Below are 26,067 nucleotides of genomic sequence, written 5' to 3'. Positions count from 1 at the left end.
AGCTGTGCATGTGTACCACTCCTCCTCAATTACATCCTAGAGGTTAGAATCGTTATAAGGTCAATATGCTTTACAAATAAAATCACAAAAGTATTTTTTCTTCTATATAAGTGATTTTTTACTTTTTTTAATGTAAGCGATTTTATTAAAAGAATAAAAAAAGATTGACCTTAGAGTTGTTCTACCCTTTAGTCTTAACATGTAAACAGGAAAGCAGATAAAGGAGAGAATAATATGAACAATCGCAAGAAAAAGTATTTTTGGCATCCGATGACGGATACTCGAGCAAGTGAAGAGGAAACAATCGTTATCGAACGTGGAGATGGGAATTTTATCTATGATGATACGGGGAGAAAATTACTCGATGGTGTCGGTGGATTATGGTGTATGAACGTTGGTCATAATCGCCCTGAAATGAACCGAGCAATTGCTGATCAAATGGAAAAATTATCTTACTATCAATTGTTTACGAATATTGCCCATCCCCAGGCATATGAATTGGCAGAAAAAATCATTCAAATGACGCAAGAAGAAGAGATGGCGAAAGTATTCTTTACTTCTGGAGGAAGTGATTCAGTAGATACTGCTTTAAAAATCACAAGACAATACTGGCAAGCAGTAGGTAAACCGACAAAGAAAGTATTTCTGTCATTGGAAAAAGCCTATCATGGGATGCATTATGGTGGAACGTCGATAGGTGGCAACCCAATCTATCGGGAATTTATTGGTCCAGGTTTACAAGATTGTGTACGTGTCTCTTCCCCGCATTTGAAGAAAAATAAATGGAATTGCCAAGATCCAGAAGAATTAACAAAACACTGTATCGCTGAACTAGTTGAAACGATTGAACAGATTGGCGCAGATCACATTGCTGCATTTATTGCTGAACCGATCCAAGGTGCTGGCGGTATCATCGTTCCACCAACTTCTTATTGGCCAGCTTTAAGGGAGGTTTGTGACACTTATGATATTTTATTGATTGCAGATGAAGTGGTGACAGGTTTTGGCCGTTCAGGACATCTTTTTGGTAGTCGTGGCTGGGGCATCAAACCAGATGCTATGGTTCTAGCGAAAGGATTATCTTCTGGGTATGTTCCACTAGGGGCTACTGTTTTTAACAAACGCATCGTTGAAGGCATCGAATCAGCGACCAATGGAGCTAATGTCATTATCCATGGGCATACTTACGGTGGACATCCGCTCGGCTGTGTGGCAGCATTAGAAGCTTTACGTATTGTGGAAGAAGAAAACTTAGTTGAAAATGCCCGTGAAGTCGGTGCATATTTATTGGCACGTCTAAAAGGACTTGAAGGAACATATGACTGCATTAGTGATGTTCGTGGAAAAGGCTTGATGATCGCTATCGATTTTGAGAATACAGGGAAATATGATGTGGAACAAACAGCAAAGAATGTACAAGCCGTGGCTGATTATGCCATCAATGCAGGCGTCTTGCTACGTGATGAATTACAAACGATTATCATTTCACCATCGTTGACCTTTTCAAAGGAAAACGCAGATCAACTATTCGATGCGATTCATATGGGCTTTGAGGAGTGGCAAAAGCAACAATAATTCAAAGGAGGATATAATATGACAATCATTGGTGTACCAAAAGAAATCAAAAATTCAGAGAAACGTGTAGGCGTGACACCCGCAGGAGTCAAAGAGTTAGTAACAGCAGGTCATATCGTTTATGTAGAAGAACACGCAGGGGAAGGATCAGGCTTTACAGATAGTCAATACCGTGAAGCTGGCGCTCAAATCAAAGCTGATCCAGAGACAGTCTGGTCGGCAGAAATCGTCGTGAAAGTCAAAGAACCACTAGCATCAGAATATCAATACTTTAGAGAAGACTTGATTTTATTTACGTACTTGCATCTAGCCGCAAATCTTGAATTGACCGAAGCATTGATCAAGTCTGGAACAACAGCGATTGCCTATGAAATGGTTACGAAAAACGGAGCATTCCCATTACTCGCACCAATGAGTGAAGTCGCTGGCCGTTTAGGCGGTCTATTGGGTGCGGAGATTTTAGCGAAGCAAAGTGGAAAATTGATTTCAGGTGTAACAGGTGTTTTACCGGTTCAGGCAACTATTTTAGGTGGTGGGATCGCCGGAGTGAGTGCGGCACATTACTTGCATGGATTAGGTGCAGATGTGACGATCTTAGATGTCAACATCGATCGCTTACGTGAATTGTCAGAGATGTTCAATGGACAAGTAAAAACACTCTACTCAAGCCCAGCGAATATTGAGAAAATGGCGTTGACTAGCGATATCGTGATTGGTTCAGTCTTATTACCAGGTAAAAAAGCCCCACATCTTATCACAGAAGAATTAGTGAAACAGATGAAAGAAGGAACGATCTTGGTGGATATTGCGATTGACCAAGGCGGCTGTTTTGAAACGAGCCAGCCAACCACCCATGAAGAACCGACTTTCGTTAAACATGGAGTGATCCACTACTCGGTTGCGAATATGCCAGGTTTAGTTCCTCAAACGTCTACGTTAGCTTTAACGAATGTCACGATGAGATATATCAAGGGCTTAGCCTCCCAATCACTGACAGAAGTCATCCAAACGTATCCAGAGATCCTACCAGGAATCAGTACCTATAAAGGAAAACTGACCTGTCCTGAAGTGGGGGAAGTTTTTGAGCGAACCGTTGACGATATTCGTGAGCTCGTTTAAAAATTTTCTAAAAAGTGAAGGCAATACAATGACTAAAAAAATTCATATGGTCCGAGTCGGCTGTGGAAAAATGTCGAAAGAGATTATCAAATATGCCATGGCAAAAGATATTGAAATTGTTGGAGCTGTAGACAATCGTCCAGAGGCGATCGGTCAGGATCTAGGGCTATATTTAGGATATGACCAAGCTTTAGGAGTGAAAATCTCTAACGATCCCCACGAAGTATTTCAAAACTGTGATGCCGATGTGGCATTAGTCACGATAGCTAGTTATATCAAAGATTTCATGCCAAGTTTAGAGATACCCTTGACCTATGAAGTCAATGTTTTAACAATCAGTGAAGAAACTTTATATCCTTGGACGACTTCGGTTGCAGAAACCAATCGTTTGGATAAAATCGCAAAAGCCAACAACGTTACGATTTCAGGAACAGGAATGCAAGATATTTACTGGGTGTTGTTTCCAACGCTGCTGGCTGCTGGCATGAATGACGTACAAAAAATCAGTGGGGAAGTCAGTTATGATATCGAACACTATGGAAAAGCGTTAGCAGAAGCACATGGTGTGGGCTATGACCAAGCAAGATTTGACAAAGAAATTGCCAATGCAACCGATTTGCCTTCCTATTCTTGGATGACCGCAGAAGCCATCTGTGCCAAAATGGGTTGGACGATCAAACGCATTGCTCAAAAGAACGTTCCAATCGTTTTAGATAAAGATATTCCATCAAAAACAATGGAACGGACGATCAAAGCAGGCGAAGCGATTGGCATGTCTGCTGTGGCAACGATTGAAACGGTACAAGGTCCAGTGGTGGAAGTCGGTTGTACTGGAAAAGTCTATCAGACAGGTGAAGGCGATTTATGTACTTGGTCGATCGAAGGAACGCCAAGTATGCAATTTGAAGTGACCAAACCAGATACACCAAAGCATACGTGCGCTACGTTGATCAACCGGATACCGACGGTGATCAATTCCAACGCAGGCTATGTCACGATCGATCAATTGCAACCTGTCGAATATATGACGTATCCAGCACATCTTTATTTAGATGAAAAATAGATAGAACTAAGGTTGTCAGTTGGTTAAAGAGAAACAAAAAAAGAGCGAGGATGCAATATCCAAGCTCTTTTTCGTTTAGTCTAAACCAATCAAGTAATCTTCATCTTTCATCGCTTCTACGTTACCTAATAGGTAGCCGTTTCCGACTTGAGAGAAGAAATCGTGGTTACTTGTACCAGTAGAGATCCCATTCATCACGATTGGGTTGACATCATTTGCTGTATCAGGGAATAGTGGGTCCATTCCTAGATTCATCAATGCTTTATTTGCATTGTAGCGTAAGAATGTTTTGACTTCTTCCGTCCAACCGATTGGATCATATAATTCTTCTGTGTAGCGCTCTTCGTTTTCGTATAATTCATATAACAAATTATACATCCAGTCTTTCAATGTTTCTTGTTCTTCTTCAGGTAATTCGTTGTAACCTAGTTGGAATTTATAGCCAATATACGTGCCATGGACAGATTCGTCACGAATGATCAACTTGATGATCTCTGCCACATTGGCTAATTTATTATTTCCTAAATAATAAAGTGGTGTATAGAATCCTGAGTAAAATAAGAAGGTTTCTAAAAAGACACTAGCAATTTTTTTCTCTAACGGCGTACCGTTTTTGTAAATTTCATTGATACGCTCCGCTTTTTTCTGTAGATAAGGATTCGTATTCGTCCATTCAAAGATTTCTTCGATTTCTTTTTTCGTATTCAATGTACTGAAGATCGAAGAGTAACTTTTCGCATGGACAGACTCCATAAATTGGATATTGTTCAATACCGCTTCTTCATGGGGCGTGCGGACATCTTTACGTAATTGATCCATCCCGCTTTCTGATTGAACGGTATCAAGTAAAGTCAATCCACCAAATACGTGACCAACTGTATCTTTTTCTAATTGGGAAAGCGTACGCCAGTCGTCTAAGTCATTTGACAAAGGGATACGTGTGTCTAACCAAAATTGCTCAGTTAATTTCTCCCAAGTCGATTTATCAATGATATCTTCAATTTCATTCCAGTTTATCGCTGCATAATAAGTTTCTGACATGAGAATGCTCCTTTATTAAAATCCAGTAACGGTTCTATCACTAAGTGAAATTAGATTACACAGCTTTCACATTGGTTGCTGCCGATTTCTTCTGCATCGTCTGTAAACGTACGTACATAATAAATCGATTTGATTCCTTTGTGGAAAGCATAGTGTCTTAGAATATTTAGATCACGTGTGGATTGTTTTGTCGTTTCTTTCCATTCGTACAAACCTTCTGGGATTTCTGAACGCATAAACAACGTCATACTCATTCCTTGGTCCACATGTTTTTGTGCTGTGGCATAAATATCGATCACTTTACGCATATCCATATCATAAGCAGAAGTGTAATACGGAATTGTTTCATTTGATAAATAAGGCGCTGGGTAATAGATTTTCCCAATTTTCTTTTCTTGGCGTTCTTCGATCATACGAGTGATCGGATGGATACTTGCACTAGTATCGTTGATATAAGAAATAGAACCATTAGGCGCTACAGCTAAACGATTTTGGTGATACAAACCATCTTTCATGATTGCTTGCTTCAAGTTTTCCCAGTCTTGGGCAGTCGGAATAAAGATACCTTCAAACAAAGCAGCAACTCGTTCAGATTTTGGTTGGAATTCGCCAGTGACATATTTATCAAAATAAGTGCCGTCTGCATAAGCTGATTTTTCAAAATTATGGAAGACTTGTTTTCTCTCACGTGCGATATTGTTACTTTCAACAAGTGTCCAGTAATTCAACAACATGAAATAAACATTGGTAAAATCAAGTGAATCTTCGGAACCATATTCCATTTGCTCTTTGGCAAAATAAGTATGAAGTCCCATGGCACCAAGTCCGATCGTATGATTCAATTTGTTTCCGTTTTGGATCGGTGGAACCACGTCAATATCCGAAGCATCTGTGATATACGTCAATGCACGAGTCATCGTGCGGACAGAACGACCAAAGTCAGGGCTATCCATCAAATTGACGATGTTTGTAGAACCTAAGTTACATGAGATATCTGTCCCTAACTCTTCATATTCTTGCTTGCCGTTGATGACAGAAGGTGTCTGTACTTGTAAAATCTCAGAACATAAGTTACTCATGATGATTTTACCGTCTACAGGATTTTCACGATTTGCCGTATCAATATTGATGATATACGGATAACCAGACTCTTGTTGTAATTTAGAGATCTCGTTTTCTAAATCACGGGCTTTGATTTTTTGTTTACGGATATTTGGATTTGCGACTAAATTGTCATATTCCGCAGTGATATCTACGTAAGAAAATGGCACACCATATTCTTTTTCCACACTATAAGGACTGAATAGATACATTTCTTGGTTTTTACGTGCTAATTCATAGAATTTATCTGGGACGATCACACCAAGTGATAAAGTCTTCACGCGAATCTTTTCGTCTGCATTTTCTTTTTTTGCTGAAAGGAACATCATGATGTCTGGGTGGAAGACGTTTAAATAAACGACACCCGCACCTTGACGTTGTCCTAATTGGTTCGAATAACTAAAGCTATCTTCAAACAATTTCATGACTGGAACAACACCGCTAGCTGCGCCTTCGTATCCTTTGATCGGCGCTCCGGCTTCACGTAAGTTAGAAAGTGTGATCCCAACACCACCACCGATTCGTGAAAGTTGTAAGGCAGAGTTAATCGAACGACCGATCGAATTCATATCATCCGTTACTTGAGTCAAGAAACAAGAAACAAGTTCACCACGACGTTTACGTCCAGCATTCAAAAATGAAGGGGTTGCTGGTTGATAACGTTGGTGGATCATTTCATCAGCTAAAGCTAAGGCTAGTTCTTCGTCGCCATTCGCAAAGTACAACGCATTGAATGCGACACGATCTTCATAAGATTCCAAGTAGGCAGAACCATCATTTGTTTTTAACGCATATTGAGAGTAGAACTTATAGGCTGCCATGAATGATTTAAATGTAAAGTTTTGTTCGAATAGGAATTGATAAAGTTTTTCAATAAATTCACTACTATATAATTGAATGAACTCTGCTTCTAAATATTGGTTGTCGATCAAATACTGGATTTTGTCGATCACTGTTGGAAACGTCATCGTATTTGGTTTGACATTTTCTTCAAAAAAAGCAGCTAAAGCTTCTTTATCTTTATTTAAAGGGATTTGCCCGTTGACTGGTCGATTGATTTCATTGTTCAGCTTAAAGTAGCTGACATCTTTTAGATTTTTAAGACTCATACATACGCCCAACCTTCTTTTTGATTTTGATGATACGTGTTTGACCACAAGATATAGTGGTGTTCATTGCTGTAAAAAAGGATTTGGGGAGGTTACGGACAATATCCGTAAGTCCATCAAATCCATGGTGGCAGAGGATCAAGTAAATCCTCGATCTATTTGACAACTGTTTGAATGATTCTTAGCTAGCTAAGTGACGTAGTTGATCTGGTCTGAAACCAATGACAGTCGCTGCGTCTGAAGTGATGACCGGAACACTTTGGAATCCTTGGTCTTTTAACCATGAGATTGCTTCAGGTTGCTCGTCGATATTTACTTCTTCAAACTCGATTTTATTTTCAGCTAAAAAGCGTTTCACCATTTTACATTGCATACAATTATTTTTTGAAAAGATTTTTACGTTCATTATTATTTGCCTCCTTGCTCGTGTGTTTTCTCTATAATCAATAGTATAAATCTATTAGTAAAAAAGTCAATCAACAAACACTACATCTTGTGTTGTGGAAATTGTGGAATACTATGTTTTGTGGTTTTTGAAAAACAATGAAAACAAGTATCTCGTGCAGATTCGCTTGTATTAATACAGAAATGCTTGTGGAAAACTCCGTTAAAAAATATTTTTTTAACCTTTGCTTGCCAATAAATGAATGTTCGATCGAAAAATCACAAACGAAAAAGGTATGCAAAATGATGGAAAAAAGAAGAGAAATAAATGCAGATCAAAACCAGAAGAAAAAGGTATTTATACATTTTAGAGATAGAAATTTTTTCACAAAACGAAAAATGATCATGAAGTGTCTAAGGATCATCGAAAAGAGAAACTCGAATCAAAATAGCAAAAGTCAAAAGAGTACTCACTATATATAGTAGTAAGATGATAAATGTTGTAAAAATTGAACTAACAATATTTTTTTAATTTTTAATAACGATGTTATGTTTAAAAATTGGTTAATTGTCATGTTATCTGTTTTTTTATTCCTAGATTTTTGTTTAAATAGAGCCAACAGGACGTCTTGTTGATGCTTTGAAAATTCAATAAAAGGAAGCGATCCAAGATGCGTACAATGGTCAAATGGGTAGGTGTTATTTGTTTTACTTTACTAGTTTACGTTGGAGGAACAGCACAGGCAACTTCGATTCCAATCAAACCTACGATTACTGAAAAAAATCAACATGTGTTAGGTAGCAGCAGCCAATTCTCAGAGTCATTCACTCGAAGTCTGACAGACGATTCAGGAATCTCCGCTGCAGAACCAGGCAGACCAGCTAAAGATTTTATTGACATATCTTCCAATAATGGCAAGATATCGAGTGAAGAATTTCAAACGATGAAAAACTACGGCATTAAAGGGGTAGTCATAAAATTGACTGAAGGAGACTCGTATAAAAATCCGCTTGCTCCTGAACAGATTGCTTCAGCCGTTGCGGCAGGCCTAAAAGTAAGTGTCTATCATTATGCGTGGTTCAATGAAGAAGCTGACACAAAAGGGGAAGCTCAGTTTTTATTGGATTATATGAAAGAGTTGAACCTGCCATCGTCAACTGTTGTTGTCAACGATAGCGAAAATCCAAAGATGAACGTGGACAAAGTGACAGATAATGCATTGGTTTTCCAAAAAGCGATCCAACAGGGAGGCTATCAAAACGTCGTCCACTATTCGAGTGCTTCTTGGTTCACCGAAAACAAATTGGATATGACACGTCTAGGAAAAGAAAATTGTTGGGTTGCACAGTGGCCCTACGATCCCTCTGATAAAAATCCTTTGCATACAGATACAGCAGCTTGGCAGTGGGCAAGTGATCTTTATTTCCCAGAATTTCCTAGCCGTCATTTTGATGTAAGTAGTGACTATTTGAAAAAATTTACAAGTTAAATGAAATTTGTTTTTTAGCGCAAGAAACAAAAAGACAACCACGAAAATTTTTTGATTTTCGTGGTTGTCGCTTTATTCTCGAAGTGAGTGATACGAACTGTTTAGTTTGAGAAATCAACTGATAACTACCGGATTTCTTGTATAGAAGAAAAAAATAAAACCAGTTTACTTTTGCTTCTTTGAAGCGTCCATAGTAAGATGTTAGCTGACAAGTAGATGAAAGAGGAAGAATAAAATGAGTGAAAAAACCAAACTGGTTCGCCCACGTTATCAACAGATCGCTGTTGATTTGGCTGAACGAATCGTAGAAAATCGTTATCAAATCGGCGAGAAGATCCATGCAAGATCCACTTTAGCAAGCACGTATAACGCTTCGCCAGAGACGACTCGTAAAGCAATCAATGTTTTGGTCGATCTGGGGATCATGGAAGTCCGTCATGGCAGTGGTGCGTTTGTAGCATCTAAAGAAAAAGCAAAGGATTTCCTTTTACAATACCAAGATGTGCAATCGATCCAAGAAACAAAAGCAGAAATCATGGAAAGCGTGAAAAAACAACAAGAAGAATTGAACCATTTTTCACAACTATTGGATCAACTGGTGAGTCAAACGAAACGAATACATAAGATGAACCCACTTCTGCCTTTTGAACTTGCTTTGACAGAGGAAGCGGCTCACTTAAACCAATCCATCAGCGAATTGAACATTTGGCAAGCCACTGGTGCAACAGTGATTGCAATTTCCCACGATCAAGAACTGTTGGTCTCGCCTGGTCCGTATGCTAAATTTTCAGCGGGGGATACTGTCCACTTTATTGGGAACGAGTATACGCTGCAACGAATGACAAACTTTTTTTATCCAGATGGGCAGTGAACGAACGGATAAGAAAAATCTCATTTAATTCTAATTTTGGTCAATCCCTATACTGATAAGGGATTGACCATTTTTTTGTATAGTTTCACTAAGAATAGAGATGCTTGAATTTTGACAAAGTGACTACATGGTGTTATCGTAGTGTGGTCACTTTTTTCAGAAAGAAAAATGAATTTACATACAAAGGAGAATTTGTTTGGTAAAAGTAGAAGTCAAAAACTTAACGAAAATATTTGGTAAACGAACACAAACTGCTTTGGAAATGATGAAAAAGCACCAATCGAAAACAGAGATTTTACAAAAAACCGGCGCAACTGTCGGTGTATATGAAGCGAGTTTTGATGTACAAGAAGGTGAGATCTTCGTGATCATGGGACTTTCGGGGAGTGGGAAATCAACCTTGATCCGTCTATTGAATCGTTTGATTGAACCAACATCTGGCAATATCTTGATTGATGGAGAAGACATCTCCACACTCAGCAAAGAGGAGCTTCGTGAAGTTCGCCGACACAAAATCAATATGGTTTTCCAAAACTTCGGTCTATTCCCACATCGAACGATTTTAGAAAATACAGAATACGGTCTTGAAGTTCGTGGCGTCCCTAAAGAAGAACGTCAAGCAAAAGCAGAAAAAGCGTTAGAAAATTCAAGCTTGCTATCCTTTAAGGACCAGTATCCTAGTCAATTATCTGGTGGGATGCAACAACGTGTAGGGTTAGCCCGAGCATTGGCAAATGATCCAGAGATCCTATTGATGGATGAAGCTTTCTCAGCACTTGATCCATTGATTCGTCGTGAAATGCAAGATGAGTTATTGGAACTACAATCCAATGTGCAAAAAACGATCATCTTTATCACACATGATTTAAATGAAGCATTGCGTATCGGGGATCGCATTGCATTGATGAAAGACGGAGAAATCATGCAAATCGGTACTGGGGAAGAAATCTTGACTAATCCAGCCAATGATTACGTGAGAGAATTCGTTGAAGAAGTCGATCGCTCGAAAGTCTTGACGGCGCAAAACATCATGGTTCCTGCACTAACAACAAACATCGAATCAGATGGTCCAAACGTTGCGTTGACACGTATGCGTAATGAAGAAGTCAGCATGTTGATGGCTGTTGATAGAAAACGTAACTTAAAAGGGATCATTACAGCAGATCAAGCATTAGAAGCAAGACGTCAAAAACGTCCATTGATCGATTTCCTTGATGAAAATGTTACCGTGATCGGTAAAGATATGTTAGTTAGTGATATCTTCAATATTATTTATGATTCGCCGACTCCATTAGCCGTGGTTGATAACGGGAAATTAAAAGGTGTTATTATCCGAGGTAGCGTAATCGAAGCATTAGCAGCAACAAGTGAGGTGAGCGAACATGAATAATCTATTGAACTATCAAATACCCGTCGCTGACTGGGTCGAAACGATCACTGATTGGTTGACAACAACGTTCGCAGGACTGTTCTCATTCCTTCAAACGATTGGTCAAGCAGTGATGACAGCTATCACGAATCTTTTATTAGTGATACCAGCACCACTATTTATTCTTTTAATGGCAGTTGCAGCGTTCTTTATTTCAAAAAAACGTCCCGGATTGACATTATTTACGTTGATTGGCTTATGGTTCATTTATAATCAAGGGCTATGGACAGATTTGATGAATACTGTCACATTGGTTTTACTATCTAGTGTGATCTCGATCATCATTGGTGTACCTCTTGGTATTCTCATGGCGAAAAATGATAAAGCGCAAGGAATCATTAAACCGATCCTTGACTTTATGCAAACAATGCCTGGTTTTGTTTATTTGATTCCAGCAGTTGCCTTTTTCGGAATTGGTATGGTTCCAGGGGTGTTTGCCTCAGTGATTTTTGCCTTACCACCAACTGTTCGCTTTACGAACCTAGGTATTCGCCAAGTACCGAAAGAGTTAGTAGAAGCGTCTGATTCATTTGGTAGTACGAGTTGGCAAAAACTAGTGAAACTTGAATTACCACTAGCAAAAGGAACGATCATGGCAGGGATCAATCAGACAACTATGCTTTCTCTTTCAATGGTCGTGATTGCCTCAATGATCGGAGCGCCTGGTTTAGGTCGTGGTGTCCTTTCTGCTTTACAACGTGCACAAGTCGGAAATGGTTTTGTCAATGGGGTAGCATTGGTGATCTTAGCCATTATCATTGACCGTTTTACGCAACACTTGAATCAACCAAATGATCAAAAAGCAGCAGGTACTGCGAAACAAAAAAATAAAAAGCGCCAAGGAGTGATCATTGGTGCAGTAGTCGTTGTTTTATTAGGTGCGATCGGTGTAGGAAGTTTTAGTTCTTCAACAAAAGAAACAAACACGATCAATCTTTCTTATGTGGAATGGGATACAGAAGTTGCTTCAACAAATGTCGTAGCAGAAGTCTTAAAAGAGATGGGCTATGATGTGAAAGTGACGCCTCTTGATAATTCGATCATGTGGGAATCCGTTGCAAAAGGAGAATCAGATGGGATGGTGGCTGCTTGGTTACCTAAAACTCATGGTTCTCAATATGAACAATACAAAGATCAAGTCGATGATCTAGGTGCAAACTTGAAAGGTGCCAAAGTCGGATTAGCTGTTCCAGCATACATGGATGTTAACTCGATTGCGGATCTAACCGATGAAGCAGGCAAAAAAATCACCGGTATCGAACCTGGTGCAGGTGTGGTGAATGCTGCAGAAAATACGATTGCCCAATATCCAAATCTGGAGGGGTGGACAGTTGAGACTTCTTCTTCAGGTGCAATGACGGTTGCATTAGGACAAGCAATCAAAAATCAAGAACCAATCGTCTTTACTGGTTGGACGCCACACTGGATGTTTGCGAAGTATGACTTGAAATATCTAGAAGATCCAAAAAATGCGATGGGAGATGCGGAAGAAATCCACACCATCGTCCGCCAAGGCTTAAAAGAAGATCAACCAGAAGCATATGCTGTGTTGGATAAATTCAACTGGACAGAAAAAGACATGGAAGAAGTCATGTTGGAAATCAACAACGGCAAAGACCCACAACAAGCAGCAAGAGAATGGATCGATAAGAACCAAGAAAAAGTTGCTAGTTGGAAAAATTAAATAAATAAAAAAAATCGACTTTACTGAAACAAAAACTGTTTCGGTAAAGTCATTTTTTTTGAAATCACCGTGTTTGATCCGCAAAAAAAACTGTTTTGAACATGTCAAACAATTGGAAAAATTTAAAAAACAAGCCTATATCGTTGCTTCAGAAGCCGCTTGGAACGATATCTCAAATCTTAATGTCCATAAAGGAACAACAGTGGCAGAATTGCAAAGAATCCTCCACGTCACACCAGAAGAAACCATGGTATTTGGCGATGGTCTAAATGATGTCGAATTATTAGAATGTACCGCTTACAGCTTTGCGATGAGCAATGCCTTTGAGCAAATCAAAGAAGTTGCACAATTTGTGACAAAGTCGAATGATGAAGATGCGGTGCTCCATACCATCAAAAAAATGATTGCTTTACAAGCATGAAAACCCAGTGAGTTGATGTCAGAGAAAGAGCCTTCAACCATTTAATTGGCAGAAGACTCTTTTTTTGTCTGTAAATAATCAACGAATCCATCAAGTGATAAATCAGCTGCATGAGCTAATAAGATCATTGTGCCAAATTTTACACTGTTCCAGTCATCTGATTGATTTAGACGTGTAAAGCTACTAGCGGTGATCCCAGTTTTCTTACTCAATTGGTAGTTGCTTTTAAACCCAAAGTCTTGTTTATATTGTTCAAACCAATTCATAAAATTGCTCCTTTGCTATGTACTCATTAAAATATACAAATTTTACTAAATCAACCGATAAGAGGTAAATTGAGAAAATAGGGTAGATACAATCATTGTATCACTACTGACAGATATGACCACCTGTTAGCGGATAAAGATTTTTGTTCAGCTATAAAAATAAAAGTGTTGGAAGAAAGCTGCAAAATATATAAAATCTTACGTTATAATGTATTTATTCAATTTGAGATGCTGCCATAGTTAATTGATTGGATAGATCACGAAGAAAGGGGGCAGTTTCAAAGAACAAACGACAGATCCAAAAGGTTTTCTCACATTGTTTGATGTTTATCTAATTTTAGGAGATGACATCTGGCTAATATTAGGCCGGTTTTTTGTTTAAAATTGAAAGGAGCTTGTGGTATGGAAGACATAAATGATAGTGAAGTTTATTTAAATCAATCCAGTGACTACTTAAATCTATCCCTTACTATAATGGCGAGTTTAGTTATCGGTGTGCTAGTGAGCATGAATATGGAGAGTTGACGCATGGAGAATAAAAAGAGAATAGCCATTACATTCATTGTTTTCACGCTGTTTTTTACCCTGTTTAGAAGCTCAATGTCAGGGATTTTTTCTCTCTATTACTCAAATTTTGGTGTGATAGATAACAATATCAGTCTTATAAAGAGTTTTCAAAATATAGGGATTTTACTGGGTTTATTACCAGCAGGATATTTGGCAGATAAAATTGGAAGAGTAAAAATCATTATTATTTCTTCAGTAGTGATTGCATCTAGTTTTTGTATTATTTTATTTTCAAACGATCTTATTGGATTTTCATTAGCTGAATTTCTTTATGGTATAGGATTAGCTATGAACTCAGGGGCAGTACTAGCATATACAAATGACTTGGAGAATCATTTCAATATCAGACTTGAGAAGAAAGTAATGGGGAGAAGAACGGCATTGCAAAATATTGCAACTCTAGCGGGAGGGAACATCGGTACTTCGCTTTTTCAAATCGATAATCAATTTCCTTTGTATTTCTCTATTATGGGCTTGCTTTGCTATCCGCTATTTATTTATGGCTGGATCAAATATAATGATTTTTCTAATTTAAATCCCAGAATACATAAAAAACGTAAACCTAAATCCATAGATATTTCTTTTTTACTCAAGAAAAATGTTTTATACGCGATATTTATTTCGCTATGTTTTGAAGGGGCAACACAATTTGTTTTAGTTTATTGGTCGATCTTTTATGTTAATCGTTTGAATTTCAACCTATCCACAGTATTCACATTAAGTATGATTTCTGTCGTCTTGGGAAGTGAGATCTATTCACAATTAACGAAAAGTATTAAATCAAATAATAGGATACTGATTGGTACACTGTACATCTTATCATTCTCCTTGTTTGGAATGGGTATTCTTGAAAACCGTTGGCTTTCTATCATGCTTTTTGCTCTTGTTGAGGTATGTATTGGAATTGTTAGTAGCTCGATACTTACGCTGGAAAGCGAGATCATCACTTATGAAGAAAAAAAATCTTCTATTTTAGCAACGATTTCTTTTGTAACAGAGATTGGTGTGATTAGCATTTTATTAATCAATAAAATATTAATGAGGTCGTTATCCTTACAAAATATGTTTCTTGTTAGTTCAGCATTTATAGCTGTAGGGCTTCTATTGATTTATATAAATCATTTAAAAGGAAAAAAGAGAAAAGAAATGATCTGACACTGTTGGAGGGTTCGTAAAAGAAGACACGAATGATTATAATCAATAGCTATTGGCCTATTTTGTTAGTACTTTTGAAGGCTTGAAGTTTTCCGAGCACAAAAAAATGCCACCACGCACACTCTTTTCCAAACTACTGAAGTAGCCAAGAGTGTACTGGTGACGTGGGTTTGGCACCCAATGGGCCGTGAGGGGCTCGAACCCGCGACCCGCTGATTAAGAGTCAGCTGCTCTACCAACTGAGCTAACGGCCCATATGAAAAAGTACTTTATTATAGTAGCACTAAGCATTTTAAAATGCAAGGCACGTACAATAAAAAATCTACGAAAACTTTACTACTTCCTAGAAATTCATTCATAGTTTATTCATAAATGACCGTTATGATAAATGTATCCCAACCAACAAAGTTCTTGCAAAAGAACAACCCATAACACTTTTTCATTTTTTTACTCCTTTTCCCGCCATGAAAATGGCGGGTCTTTTTTTATTCCCAGAAGAATCTACAACAAGCATCGTTTAAACGCTTGTTATCGATGTTTGATTTTGTTATTAATTTATCTAGTTTGAGTAACTAGATTGAATGTTTTTGAAAACTTTGATAAGATATTAATGAGAACATTAAAGGAGCTTTCATAATGGAAAAAATGCGCCAGCAATTAATTGATTGGGCTGTCAGTATCGAAACGTTTCGTTTACCACATTGGGAAGAACTTCCAGACTTGGAGCTATACATGGATCAAGTCAAGACACTAGTAGATCGTCATTTATCACCAGTTATCCAAGGAGAAAAACATCCTTTGTTAACTTCTTCAATGGTTAATAATTATGTGAAACTAGGTTTAGTACCGGCGCCAATCAAAAAGCGATACAACAAACAACATGTGGCATTTCTGATTGCTATCACAACGCTTAAACAAGTATTGACGATTCCTGAAATCAAAGAAGGAATTTTGTTTCAAGGAAAAACAGTGGGCATCCGTGAAGCATACAATCTTTTTTGTGATGAACAAGAAAATGCGATACGAATGGTCAGTCAATTAGCCCAAGGAAAACAACATGAACAATTATTGAATCAAGAACTTCCATTAGAATATGTTGCTGTACGTTCAGCGACGATTTCTTTTGCAATGAAGCTACTAGCAGAAAAAACGATCAGTTTAGAAAGCGAATATTTACAAGAGGCAAAAAAGGAGAAAGAAAATGAAGAATAAGATTGCGATTTTAGTAGACTCAGGAACAGATGTGCCACAAGAAATCATCGATATGTACAATATTTATGTGATCCCTTTGAAAATCATTTATAAAGATAGAGAATATACAGATAAAGTCGATATTACTCCTGAAGAGATTTATAAGCGTTTACCTGAGGAAATTCCGGGTACCTCGTTACCTGATGGAGAATCAATCACTAAGATTTTTGATCAAATCAAAAATGATGGCTATGATAAAGTTCTAGCAATCACTATTTCAAGTGGTTTGAGCGGAACGAATAATGTGGTTCGTCTTGTCGCACAAGAACAAGAAGGAATCCAAACACATGTATTAGATACTAAAAATATTGGTATTGGCGCCGGTTTTACAGCAATCCAAGCCGCAAAATGGATCGAAGATGGCATGGAATGGGACACGCTGATCGATGAATTAGTTGCATTAGCTGAACGAACGAAAGTCTTTTTCAATGTAGCAACACTTGAATACCTGCAAAAAGGCGGACGTATCGGTCTAGTTGCCTCAATTTTAGGAAATGCCTTAAAATTGAATCCTATCATCTCTTGTAATGAAGAGGGCATCTATTATACAGTAGGTAAAGCACGAGGCAGAAAGAAAAGTTTAGACAAGACAATGTCCTATGTGAAAGAAGCTGTCGGGGATGCAAAAGTCTTCAACTTGGCAGTCGCACATGGTGCGGCGGAAGAAGAAGCAATTGAAATGAAGGCTCGTTTTGAACGTGAATTCCCTAATGTCCAAGAGATTTATTTTGGACAAATCTCACCGGCATTGGTTGTCCATACTGGCCCAGGTTTATTAGGGATCGGTGTGCAAATACTTGAACCATAATATGATCGAAGCGAAGTGATCATCAAAGAACAGCATTATTTTTTATCTAAAATAATTAGAAAAAATAGTGGACACTAAAAGAATCGCAAATAGAATTCCGCTCTTTAGAAGTTAGATATTCGTCTGACTTCTCTGGGGCGGGATTTTTTATGGGGAAATTTAATTTTTGAATTTAATGGAACATGCTTCAAGAGTTTTTGGAGAAGAAAAAACACTATTCCGGCATTTTTGATTTGGTATAAAAAATTAGGTTGACCTTAGAATCGCTCTAACCAATATCATTAAAGTAGGCATAGAAATGCGGATCATATCGATTGATCACTATGCCAGTTTATTTTTAGGTAGAAAGAAGGAGTTTAAAAATGAATTATTTAGAATTAAGTGCCCACAGAGAAAATCCAGCGGTAACGATCATGTTAGGGATGCCAAATGACGAAAAAAGTGCTGAAAAATATAAACTAGTGTTAAAAAATCTAGTAAAACAGATTATTTTAGAGTTGGAAGAAAGGGAAGGAACAGCGGCGAAAACAATGATTCGTAAAATCGATCAAGTGTTAAAAGACTTTCAACCTACGCATAAAAGAGGAAGCATTGTCTATTTTATTTCGCCAAGCGTCAATGAACAAATCGAAGTACCATTTGTGTTGGAGAGTCAATTTGTTATTGATGCGTATTTCCATACAAAAGAAATCTTACGAAGTGAAAGTAAAATGAACCATTATTATGTGTTAACGATTGGGATGGATTGTTCACGTCTACTAGAATATGTAGATGATACGCTGATACAAGAAGTGAAAGACGCACATTTCCCAATCAGGAATAAAGGCTACTGGACAAAAGACCGCGTATTGAATTCAATGGGAAGTGTTCAAACGAATTACAAAAAAGAGTTCTTCAAATGGATTGATTCTGAGTTACAACCTTATTTGAATCGTCATCCACACCCAATCATTTTAGCTGGAACAACAGAAAATATTGCGACATATAAACAGATTTCACATAAAGATGAACGGATTGTTGGAGAAATCTATGGGAACTTTACAGTTGATAGTGGCGCAAATGAGTTGGCAATAGGAGAGCAAGCAAATCAGGTGATTCACGAATACATTCGTCATCAAAAAGAGACGATACTACACACTATAGTAGGAATGGAAAACCAAGGGCGTATAGAGCGTGATGTAGCCAACATCTACAGACAAGTAATTAAAGGAAAAGGGCAAAAATTGATTGTGGATCACGCTTACTATCAAGAGGCGGTGATTAGAGATCATCAAGTCAAATTAGTAGATATCTCACCGAGTGACGAAGGCTACGTCGAAGATATCGTCAATGAAATCATTTATGAAGTCATGCGTTACGGAGGAGAAGTTATCTTTGCCGAAACAGAAGTATTAGAAAATCAATCGCCGATCCTATTACAATTACGCTATTAAAAATCGATTCATACAAATGGGAAACTAGGAAACTTAGAAGAATAAGGAGATAGCCCAACACTCGGATACATTCGGAGGTTGGGCTTTTTGATGAAAGATAAAGTCTAAAAAGTTTGGAATAGCTAAGAAAACACTCGTAATCTTAAAAGATAGTATAAGATTCTTTTCAAATCAGCCTTGAGGCGTAGGTTATCTTATAGACCTTATAGTACAATGTTTAAAACAGAAAACAGCTACATGGAGGTTATGTATGAAGAAAACAAAACTTATTGCCACTCTCTTGGTCTCAAGCCAAGTTTTACTAGCAACACCAATCGTATTAGCAGACGAGACAGCAACAACGCAAAGTATTGTCCCAATTTCAGGAACGGTCGACTCGACAGTTGCTACGGATTCTTCCGATTCAACAACGACAACCAGCTCTAGTGAACGATTACAGATCAATGCAGTAGCAATCGGTAATGCGTTAACGAAAGAACAAGAAACTTATACATTAGATAAATTAGGGATCAAAGGAGAAACACCGATCTATAAAACGTCCGGTACAGACTTGATGTCCTATATCCCTGACGGTGGCTTTACCACAGATTGGGCAGTCTATAGTTCTGTCCGCATGCAGACGCTCGCTGAAGGCGAAGGGATCACTGTTGATATCGCAACACCAGAAAATATCACACGGATCACTGCTGCTCAGTATCAAAATGCAGCGTTAACAGCTGGGATCACCGATGCAAAATTGACGGTCGCATCCGCAGTACCAATCGATGGTTCAGGTGCTTTAGCTGGTGTGTATAAAATCGTGGAAGAGTCGGGGGGCATCATTAATCAGGATAGAGTATCAGTCGCTCAAAATGAAATGGATGTGTTATCCTCTATCACAGAAGAAAACAAAGACAAAGATGGCTATTCCGATGAAGCATTAAATAAAGCTCAGGAGCAAGCGAAAGAAGAGTTAGCAGCTAAGACTGCTGATGGCAAAGAGCTGACACAAGCGGATATTCAAACGACAGTAGAAAAAGCTCTGAAGGATAATGGACTAGAAGATGTAATGACAAGCGATCAAGTCACAGAAATAACTTCGTTGATGAGTGAAATGAAAGATAAAAATATTTTTGAAGACTTCGTGAAGGAATTAGACTTGACTGAGGCAAGCAAGCAAATTCAAGAAAAATCAAAAGGGCTTTGGGAAAATATCAAAGGGTTCTTTAGTGGCATATGGGATTCGATCACTGGCATGTTTTCTGGTGACTCTCAATAATCGAAATAGTTTTTTATGTATGAAATATTTGATTTGAGCTACCCTATACGGATCTTTAGTCAATGAAGCAAGAATAAACCGCTATAACTTTTCCGAGTTAGCGGTTTATTTTTATAATCATCTAATTGCATACTTTGATAAGCGACAAGTGAGATTCGTGGGGGGTGTAGGAATCTGAATCCGCTTGTTCAATCATGCAATTTTTATCAATAACCTCCTATTTTTTTAGAAAGATGAAACCTGATAAGAAATGCGGTATAATAGAACAGAATGACAATACTAACTAAGAGGTGGCTCTTTATGAAAAAAATACTAGTTGTCGACGACGAAAAACCGATTTCGGATATCGTCAAATTTAACTTAGCAAAAGAAGGCTATGACGTCTATACAGCATATGATGGGGAAGAAGCTTTAGCAAAAGTAGCCGAAGTGGAACCTGATTTGATTTTACTAGATTTGATGTTACCAAAAATGGATGGCTTAGAAGTGGCTCGTGAAGTACGAAAAACGTTTGATATGCCGATCATCATGGTGACAGCTAAGGATTCTGAAATCGATAAAGTGTTAGGCTTGGAACTGGGAGCAGATGATTATGTGACCAAACCGTTCTCTAATCGTGAATTAGTGGCACGTGTGAAAGCAAATCTTCGACGTGGCGCTTCTGCTACCAAAGAAGTGGAAGAAGTCACACCTTCTGAACTGATCATTGGGGACTTAACGATCCATCCCGATGCGTATATGGTGACGAAACGTGGCGAAACGATTGAATTGACTCACCGTGAGTTTGAACTGCTCTTTTATTTAGCAAAACACATTGGTCAAGTCATGACACGGGAACATTTGTTACAAACCGTTTGGGGCTATGATTATTTTGGTGATGTTCGTACAGTAGACGTGACCGTTCGTCGTTTGCGTGAAAAAATCGAGGATAATCCAAGTCATCCTAGCTATTTAGTTACACGCCGAGGCGTAGGGTATTACTTGCGTAATCAAGAACAGGAGTAATTGGATGAAAGGAAAAGTCCGTTTTTTTCGATCAGTAAACTTCAAAATAGCGATTACATTTATTTTGATTTTACTGATCTCAATTGAAATTATAGGTGCATATTTTATTAGAGGATTGGAACGTTCAACGATCAATACCTTTATCAAAGATATGAACCAAACAGTCGAAACATTAGCGACAACGATCAGTCCAGAACTGAATGGGAAAGGCAATGAAAGTGCGACTATCGATGATGTCAATGGGAATATCAAGCGTTTTATTGAGACCAGTGCTTCAAGTGATATCATTGAGATCCGTGTCGTGGATGAAAAAGGCATCATTCGAGCAACGACAGAGGTAAGCGAACAAGGTTCAGTCGGCAAAAAGAATGATTACGTCGATATGAATGATTTTACAACCAAACGATATGTCGCATTAGATGATGACGGAAAACGAGTAAATATCAATATTCAACCGATTTTGTCCCCGACCGGCGACGCCGTCATCGGGGCTCTTTACGTCAAAAGTGATATCGAACAAAAATATTCAGAAATCAATAATACAGCACTGATTTTCTTTACGGCTTCGTTAATTGCTGCATTTATCTCAATGGTTGTGTCTGTTCTGGTCGCACGTTCCATTACGCAACCGATCGGTGAGATGCGTGAGCAAGCGATCCGCATTGCGCGTGGTGATTATAGCCGTAAAGTAAAGGTCCATGGTCAAGATGAATTAGGTCAGTTGGCTGAAACGTTCAACCAACTAGCAGAACGGATCGAGGAAGCGCAGGATACGATGGAAGCTGAACGAAATCGGTTAGATAGCGTCTTGTCACATATGACAGATGGTGTTATTGCAACCGATCGTCGTGGGAAGATCATTACGATCAATGATATGGCTGTCTCATTATTAGACTTGAAAAAAGAAGAAGCAATCGGACAGTCAATCTTGACTCTTTTAGCAATTGAAGAAGAATATACGTTACGAAAACTGTTAGAAGATCCGAATGAAATGATTTTAGATCGATCCACTGGAGCGAGAGAAGCTGACCAGATGATTTTACGCGTCGATTTTTCGATGATCCGTCGAGAATCTGGCTTTATCAGTGGGTTGGTTGCAGTTTTACATGATGTAACGGAACAAGAGAAAACAGAACGGGAACGTCGTGAGTTCGTATCGAACGTTTCCCATGAGTTGCGTACGCCTTTAACAAGTATGCGTAGTTATATCGAAGCACTGAGTGAGGGTGCTTGGAAGGACGAAGAAGTCGCACCGAACTTTTTAAAAGTGACCTTAGATGAGACCGATCGTATGATCCGCATGATCAATGATCTACTGAATCTATCTCGCATGGATACGGGGAATACTCAATTACAATTAGAATATGTCAATTTTAATGAACTCGTTAATTTTGTGTTAGATCGTTTTGATATGATGGTTGGTAATCAAGAAAAAAATTATACGATCCGTCGAGAATTTACGCAACGAGATCTGTGGGTCGAGATCGACACAGATAAAATTATTCAAGTTATTGACAATATCATGAACAATGCAATCAAATATTCACCCGATGGGGGAGCAATCACCTGCCGGTTGCTTGAAACACATAACAATGTGATTTTAAGTATTACAGACCAAGGGCTAGGTATCCCTAAAAAAGATTTGAATCGTGTATTTGAACGTTTTTATCGAGTGGACAAAGCAAGAGCTAGAGCGCAAGGTGGAACAGGATTAGGCTTAGCAATCTCTCGCGAAGTAGTGAAAGCACATCGTGGCGCAATCTGGGCAGAAAGTAAGGAGGGACAAGGTTCAACCTTCTATATTTCTTTACCTTATGAACCGTATGAGGAGGAATGGTGGGAATGAAGATTTCTGAAAAATTTATACGAATTGGTTTGATCTTGATGGTTGCATTAAGCCTGTACTTCTCTTATGCAATTTGGTTGAGTCCAGCAGGGAAAACTTCAATCAACTTAGAAGAGAGCAATTCACAAGTGATTGAATCACAAAGCTATCGTAAAGCATCAGAAATTTATTTGCCTTTACACCTCACATGGTTTCAAACAGATACAGTGAAAGAAACGAATAGTGAGAACCTGATTTCTCAAATACATGGGTTGATCGAAGGTGCTCGTTTTGGCAAGCTGACAGAAGTCGTGGAAGCAGACCAAGAGAAGTTCAATCAAAAGAAGTCTCTCAATGAAGGAATCGAATTCTCTTATAACGCACCTTATCTACTCAGTGGCTATGTGAAAGCATTTGGTTTGAATATTGATCTAGGTTCAGTCCAAAATGAAGATGTCTATTTTACGAGTGTCCAATTTGATCTAAAAGACGAAAAAGTTAGTTTTATTGATTATGATCAGCGGACGATTTACGAAGCCAGTCTATCGATGGATTGGAAAGAAATAGAACATGATTTGAATTCTTCAGATGTCAACTGGACACCTGTATTCAGAACGCCAGAAAGTATTGAAACACAGCACAGTATCAAAGAACCAATGAAACTAAAAAAATACAGTTATATCTTATCTCAGCAACCATACACCGTCTTTCGGAATGCTTTTTTTTCCCAGCCAGATGCGGTTAAAAACAATGATGAAAGTACGGAATTGATTTTTTATGATGGCAATGAAACAATGACGATCCATTCAGAAAATCAGATCGTCGATTTTAGAGGAGATTTACCGACGATTGATGAACCAAACAATATTTTTACGGACAGTTTTCCTTATGTCAGCAAACTAGGTGGCGCGTTAGGCAATGTTCGATATTTTGATCGTAATAAGAATACAATCGATTATCGTATTTTTGTAGAAGGATTTCCCGTATTTGGTTCAGGCAGTAAAGGAAAAGTTGGAATCGAAATCGGTAATGAGCAAGTCAATAATCAAGTAAGTATCCAAACGAGTTTAAATACCATCCAAGTCCCGATTCCTTCAGATGAAGAAGTCGAGTTGCCTAGCACCGACGATGTATATCAGGAATTAGTAGATAATGGGGCAGAAGAAACGAAAATCGAGTTGATTATTGTTGGCTATACATGGCAAAACATCGAAGAAACGAATCGGGTGGTTGATCTATTCCCAGAGTGGTATGTGAAATATCAAGGAGAATGGTATTCTGCAAATGAATTATTGACCAAACTACCTGAGAAGGAGGCGGAGTAACTATGGATTTCAAAAAAATTGAATGGATTTTCTTCGTCGCCTTTCTAGGATTGAATGTTTTTTTATTTAGTAGTTATCATGAATCGATCAACCAAGAGCATACGGTAATACGCTCAGATCAGACAGAATCGATCAAAAAACGGTTAGCAAATGATGATATTACTTATACGGGTGATTTCTCTTCTGAAAGTAAGCAAGGCTACTATTTAAGTGCGGAAGAAACGGAACTGAGTCAAACGTTGTTCAAGTATCGCCAAGATAATAATCGACGTGGTTTATTAGAGAGTGGAGTTTCGATCAATGATAATATATTGACTAAAACGTTATCGGACTCTGAATCTGAAAGCAAAGTCCTTGATCCAAATCGCATAGCAAGTTCACTCAATGATTTTTTGGATAACGAGGAAGATGTTTTATTTGGTAATGAGTATATCTATATGAAAAATTTCTCTGTGTTAGAAGGTGATTCTCCTGAAATCACAGCGAGCCAAACGTATGAAGGATTGCCATTCTATGATGATACAGCTAAACTTATTTTCTCCCTCGAAAAAAAGGGAGATGAGTATCGCATTTTGAAGTATACTCAAACCCATTTAACGAATATTGAACAGTTGCGAGAAAAAACAGAATTGCATACGGAAGAAGAAGCTATTAATACATTGTATGTAAATAATAAAATCTCTCGAGGATCGAATATCCTTTGGCGTCAGCTGGCTTACTCTCGTATTTTGAAAGTACGAGAGAAAAATGTGTATGTACCGGTGTGGTATGTCGCAATTGAAACGCCGGATAAGACTTATCAGATCGAAACGGTCAATGCATTTAGTAATACGATTATTACAAATAATTCGATCCCAAAGGTGGAAGATCATTAAAAAAGTAGGTATAATGAAAAAAGTTTACAAAGTAAGAAGGGAAGTAGTAGTAAAATGGCTGAAGGAAATACAGCTTTTAAAATCAGTATCCTTGCAAGTGGGAGTTCAGGAAACTCATTATATATCGAGAGTGACAAAAAGCGACTTCTGGTAGATGCAGGACTGAGTGGGAAAAAAATTACTTCCTTAATGGCACAAATCGGTCGGACGCCCGATCAATTAGACGGTATTCTTGTGACACATGAACATCGAGATCACATTCATGGGGTCGGTGTTTTGGCGCGTAAGTACCATTTAGATATCTATGCAAATGAAAAAACATGGGAAGCAATGGCTCCGATGATCGGAAATGTCCCAATTGAACAAAAACATTTATTTCAGATGGGGAAAGTCCAAACATTTGGCGATTTAGATATCGAGAGTTTTGGTGTTTCTCATGATGCAGCTGCACCACAGTTTTATCGTTTCCACAAAGAGAATCGTTCATTTGTCATGCTGACGGATACAGGTTATTGTAGTGATCATATGCGAGGGATCATTGAAAATGCTGATGGGTACTTGATGGAAAGCAATCATGATCTAGAGATGTTGCGTATGGGGCCTTATCCTTGGAATTTGAAACAACGTATTTTAGGCGATCGTGGTCATTTATCGAATGAAGATGGTGCGTTAGTGATGACTGATGTAATTGGCGATCGTACAAAACGAATCTATTTAGGCCATTTAAGTAAAGAAAACAATATGAAAGAATTGGCCCATTTGACTATGGAAAATATTCTTAAGGAAAAAGATCTAGGTGTGGGATATGATTTCAATGTGTACGACACTGACCCGGATGCTGCGACAGAATTATTTTCAATTTGATCAATCAGTTGTGACGGAAGTGATCGGCTCATAAAAATAAGCGGTAAAGTCCGAAAATTTGAAGGAATTTTGGCTCTTTGTCAATAAGGACTGATGAGTTGCGAAAAATTAAATCTGGGTCAGAATGAACCACATTCTGGCTCAGATT

At 38.2% G+C, this 26,067-nt stretch carries 21 protein-coding genes, 1 tRNA gene and 1 pseudogene; 18 read left to right on the top strand and 5 right to left on the bottom strand.

Annotated features, from left to right (window positions below):
- The first annotated feature begins 234 nt into the window (after positions 1–234).
- Genes IGJ39_RS11720 through IGJ39_RS11710 form a run of 3 tightly spaced genes read left to right on the top strand, consistent with a single transcriptional unit; the run spans position 235 to position 3,757 of the window.
- Positions 235–1,575, top strand: coding sequence for an aminotransferase class III-fold pyridoxal phosphate-dependent enzyme (locus IGJ39_RS11720; RefSeq protein ID WP_019724175.1), 1,341 nt, complete (start codon positions 235–237; stop codon positions 1,573–1,575).
- 18 nt (positions 1,576–1,593) lie between these two features.
- The gene (gene ald, locus IGJ39_RS11715; RefSeq protein ID WP_019724174.1) at positions 1,594–2,694 is read left to right on the top strand and encodes an alanine dehydrogenase; all 1,101 of its coding nucleotides are present in this window, start codon (positions 1,594–1,596) and stop codon (positions 2,692–2,694) included.
- Positions 2,695–2,722: 28 nt separating this feature from the next.
- Entirely contained in the window at positions 2,723–3,757 is a 1,035-nt protein-coding gene (locus tag IGJ39_RS11710; protein ID WP_195339017.1) for an NAD(P)H-dependent amine dehydrogenase family protein, read from the top strand.
- A 75-nt stretch (positions 3,758–3,832) separates the two neighbouring features.
- Here IGJ39_RS11710 and nrdF read toward each other — a convergent pair whose 3' ends face one another.
- The 3 genes from nrdF to nrdH form a co-directional block, all read right to left on the bottom strand.
- Positions 3,833–4,798, bottom strand: a complete 966-nt coding sequence (gene nrdF / locus IGJ39_RS11705; protein ID WP_010734316.1) for a class 1b ribonucleoside-diphosphate reductase subunit beta — start codon at positions 4,796–4,798, stop codon at positions 3,833–3,835.
- 50 nt (positions 4,799–4,848) lie between these two features.
- Positions 4,849–7,008 carry a class 1b ribonucleoside-diphosphate reductase subunit alpha gene (gene nrdE, locus IGJ39_RS11700; protein ID WP_019723094.1) on the bottom strand — a complete coding sequence of 720 codons (2,160 nt, stop codon included), beginning with the start codon at positions 7,006–7,008 and terminating at the stop codon, positions 4,849–4,851.
- Between the two features lie 181 nt (positions 7,009–7,189).
- On the bottom strand, positions 7,190–7,414 hold the full coding sequence (gene nrdH / locus IGJ39_RS11695) for a glutaredoxin-like protein NrdH (protein WP_019723093.1): 225 nt from the start codon (positions 7,412–7,414) through the stop codon (positions 7,190–7,192).
- 649 nt (positions 7,415–8,063) lie between these two features.
- Here nrdH and IGJ39_RS11690 point away from each other — a divergent pair.
- The 5 genes and pseudogenes from IGJ39_RS11690 to IGJ39_RS11670 all read left to right on the top strand — a co-directional run.
- Positions 8,064–8,882 (top strand): GH25 family lysozyme, encoded by an 819-nt coding sequence (locus tag IGJ39_RS11690; protein ID WP_019723091.1) that lies wholly within the window; start codon positions 8,064–8,066, stop codon positions 8,880–8,882.
- A gap of 235 nt (positions 8,883–9,117) precedes the next feature.
- Positions 9,118–9,753, top strand: coding sequence for a GntR family transcriptional regulator (locus IGJ39_RS11685; RefSeq protein ID WP_010734320.1), 636 nt, complete (start codon positions 9,118–9,120; stop codon positions 9,751–9,753).
- A gap of 196 nt (positions 9,754–9,949) precedes the next feature.
- Positions 9,950–11,143 (top strand): quaternary amine ABC transporter ATP-binding protein, encoded by a 1,194-nt coding sequence (locus tag IGJ39_RS11680; protein WP_019723090.1) that lies wholly within the window; start codon positions 9,950–9,952, stop codon positions 11,141–11,143.
- Entirely contained in the window at positions 11,136–12,866 is a 1,731-nt protein-coding gene (locus tag IGJ39_RS11675; protein WP_010734322.1) for an ABC transporter permease/substrate binding protein, read from the top strand. Before IGJ39_RS11680 ends, IGJ39_RS11675 begins: the two co-directional genes overlap by 8 nt.
- Before the next feature lie 54 nt (positions 12,867–12,920).
- Positions 12,921–13,287 (top strand): annotated as a pseudogene (locus IGJ39_RS11670) (HAD hydrolase family protein); the annotation flags it as partial.
- 41 nt (positions 13,288–13,328) lie between these two features.
- On the opposite strand, the gene IGJ39_RS11665 reads toward IGJ39_RS11670, so the two are convergent.
- Positions 13,329–13,553 (bottom strand): hypothetical protein, encoded by a 225-nt coding sequence (locus IGJ39_RS11665; protein ID WP_019723088.1) that lies wholly within the window; start codon positions 13,551–13,553, stop codon positions 13,329–13,331.
- A gap of 528 nt (positions 13,554–14,081) precedes the next feature.
- Between IGJ39_RS11665 and IGJ39_RS11660 the strand changes: the two genes are divergently transcribed.
- A complete protein-coding gene (locus tag IGJ39_RS11660) occupies positions 14,082–15,275 on the top strand; it encodes an MFS transporter (protein ID WP_019723086.1) in 1,194 nt (397 codons plus the stop codon).
- Between the two features lie 181 nt (positions 15,276–15,456).
- On the opposite strand, the gene IGJ39_RS11655 is transcribed toward IGJ39_RS11660, so the two are convergent.
- A tRNA-Lys gene (locus IGJ39_RS11655) sits at positions 15,457–15,529 on the bottom strand.
- A 382-nt stretch (positions 15,530–15,911) separates the two neighbouring features.
- Here IGJ39_RS11655 and IGJ39_RS11650 point away from each other — a divergent pair.
- The 9 genes from IGJ39_RS11650 (at position 15,912) to IGJ39_RS11610 (ending at position 25,919) form a co-directional block, all read left to right on the top strand.
- Entirely contained in the window at positions 15,912–16,487 is a 576-nt protein-coding gene (locus IGJ39_RS11650; protein WP_010736696.1) for a DUF1836 domain-containing protein, read from the top strand.
- The gene (locus IGJ39_RS11645) at positions 16,477–17,334 is read left to right on the top strand and encodes a DegV family protein (RefSeq protein WP_010736695.1); all 858 of its coding nucleotides are present in this window, start codon (positions 16,477–16,479) and stop codon (positions 17,332–17,334) included. The genes IGJ39_RS11650 and IGJ39_RS11645 overlap by 11 nt, the downstream gene beginning before the upstream one ends.
- Before the next feature lie 362 nt (positions 17,335–17,696).
- Positions 17,697–18,767: a baeRF3 domain-containing protein gene (locus IGJ39_RS11640; protein ID WP_019723591.1), complete on the top strand. Its 1,071-nt coding sequence runs from the start codon at positions 17,697–17,699 to the stop codon at positions 18,765–18,767.
- Between the two features lie 250 nt (positions 18,768–19,017).
- On the top strand, positions 19,018–20,025 hold the full coding sequence (locus tag IGJ39_RS11635) for a DUF1002 domain-containing protein (protein ID WP_019723592.1): 1,008 nt from the start codon (positions 19,018–19,020) through the stop codon (positions 20,023–20,025).
- Between the two features lie 300 nt (positions 20,026–20,325).
- Positions 20,326–21,030, top strand: a complete 705-nt coding sequence (gene yycF / locus IGJ39_RS11630) for a response regulator YycF (RefSeq protein ID WP_019723593.1) — start codon at positions 20,326–20,328, stop codon at positions 21,028–21,030.
- A 4-nt stretch (positions 21,031–21,034) separates the two neighbouring features.
- Positions 21,035–22,876 carry a cell wall metabolism sensor histidine kinase WalK gene (gene walK / locus IGJ39_RS11625; protein ID WP_010736691.1) on the top strand — a complete coding sequence of 614 codons (1,842 nt, stop codon included), beginning with the start codon at positions 21,035–21,037 and terminating at the stop codon, positions 22,874–22,876.
- The gene (locus tag IGJ39_RS11620) at positions 22,873–24,180 is read left to right on the top strand and encodes a YycH family regulatory protein (RefSeq protein ID WP_019723594.1); all 1,308 of its coding nucleotides are present in this window, start codon (positions 22,873–22,875) and stop codon (positions 24,178–24,180) included. Before walK ends, IGJ39_RS11620 begins: the two co-directional genes overlap by 4 nt.
- 2 nt (positions 24,181–24,182) lie before the next feature.
- Positions 24,183–25,055 (top strand): two-component system regulatory protein YycI, encoded by an 873-nt coding sequence (locus IGJ39_RS11615; RefSeq protein WP_010736689.1) that lies wholly within the window; start codon positions 24,183–24,185, stop codon positions 25,053–25,055.
- A 54-nt stretch (positions 25,056–25,109) separates the two neighbouring features.
- Positions 25,110–25,919 (top strand): MBL fold metallo-hydrolase, encoded by an 810-nt coding sequence (locus IGJ39_RS11610; protein ID WP_010736688.1) that lies wholly within the window; start codon positions 25,110–25,112, stop codon positions 25,917–25,919.
- Positions 25,920–26,067: the final 148 nt, after the last annotated feature.

Source organism: Enterococcus sp. AZ140 (genome assembly GCF_051714405.1).
In the GTDB taxonomy this organism is placed as follows: Bacteria; Bacillota; Bacilli; order Lactobacillales; family Enterococcaceae; genus Enterococcus_B; species Enterococcus_B pernyi.
Note: the sequence above shows the minus strand (reverse complement) of the source record. Positions and strands in the feature narration are given on the sequence as shown.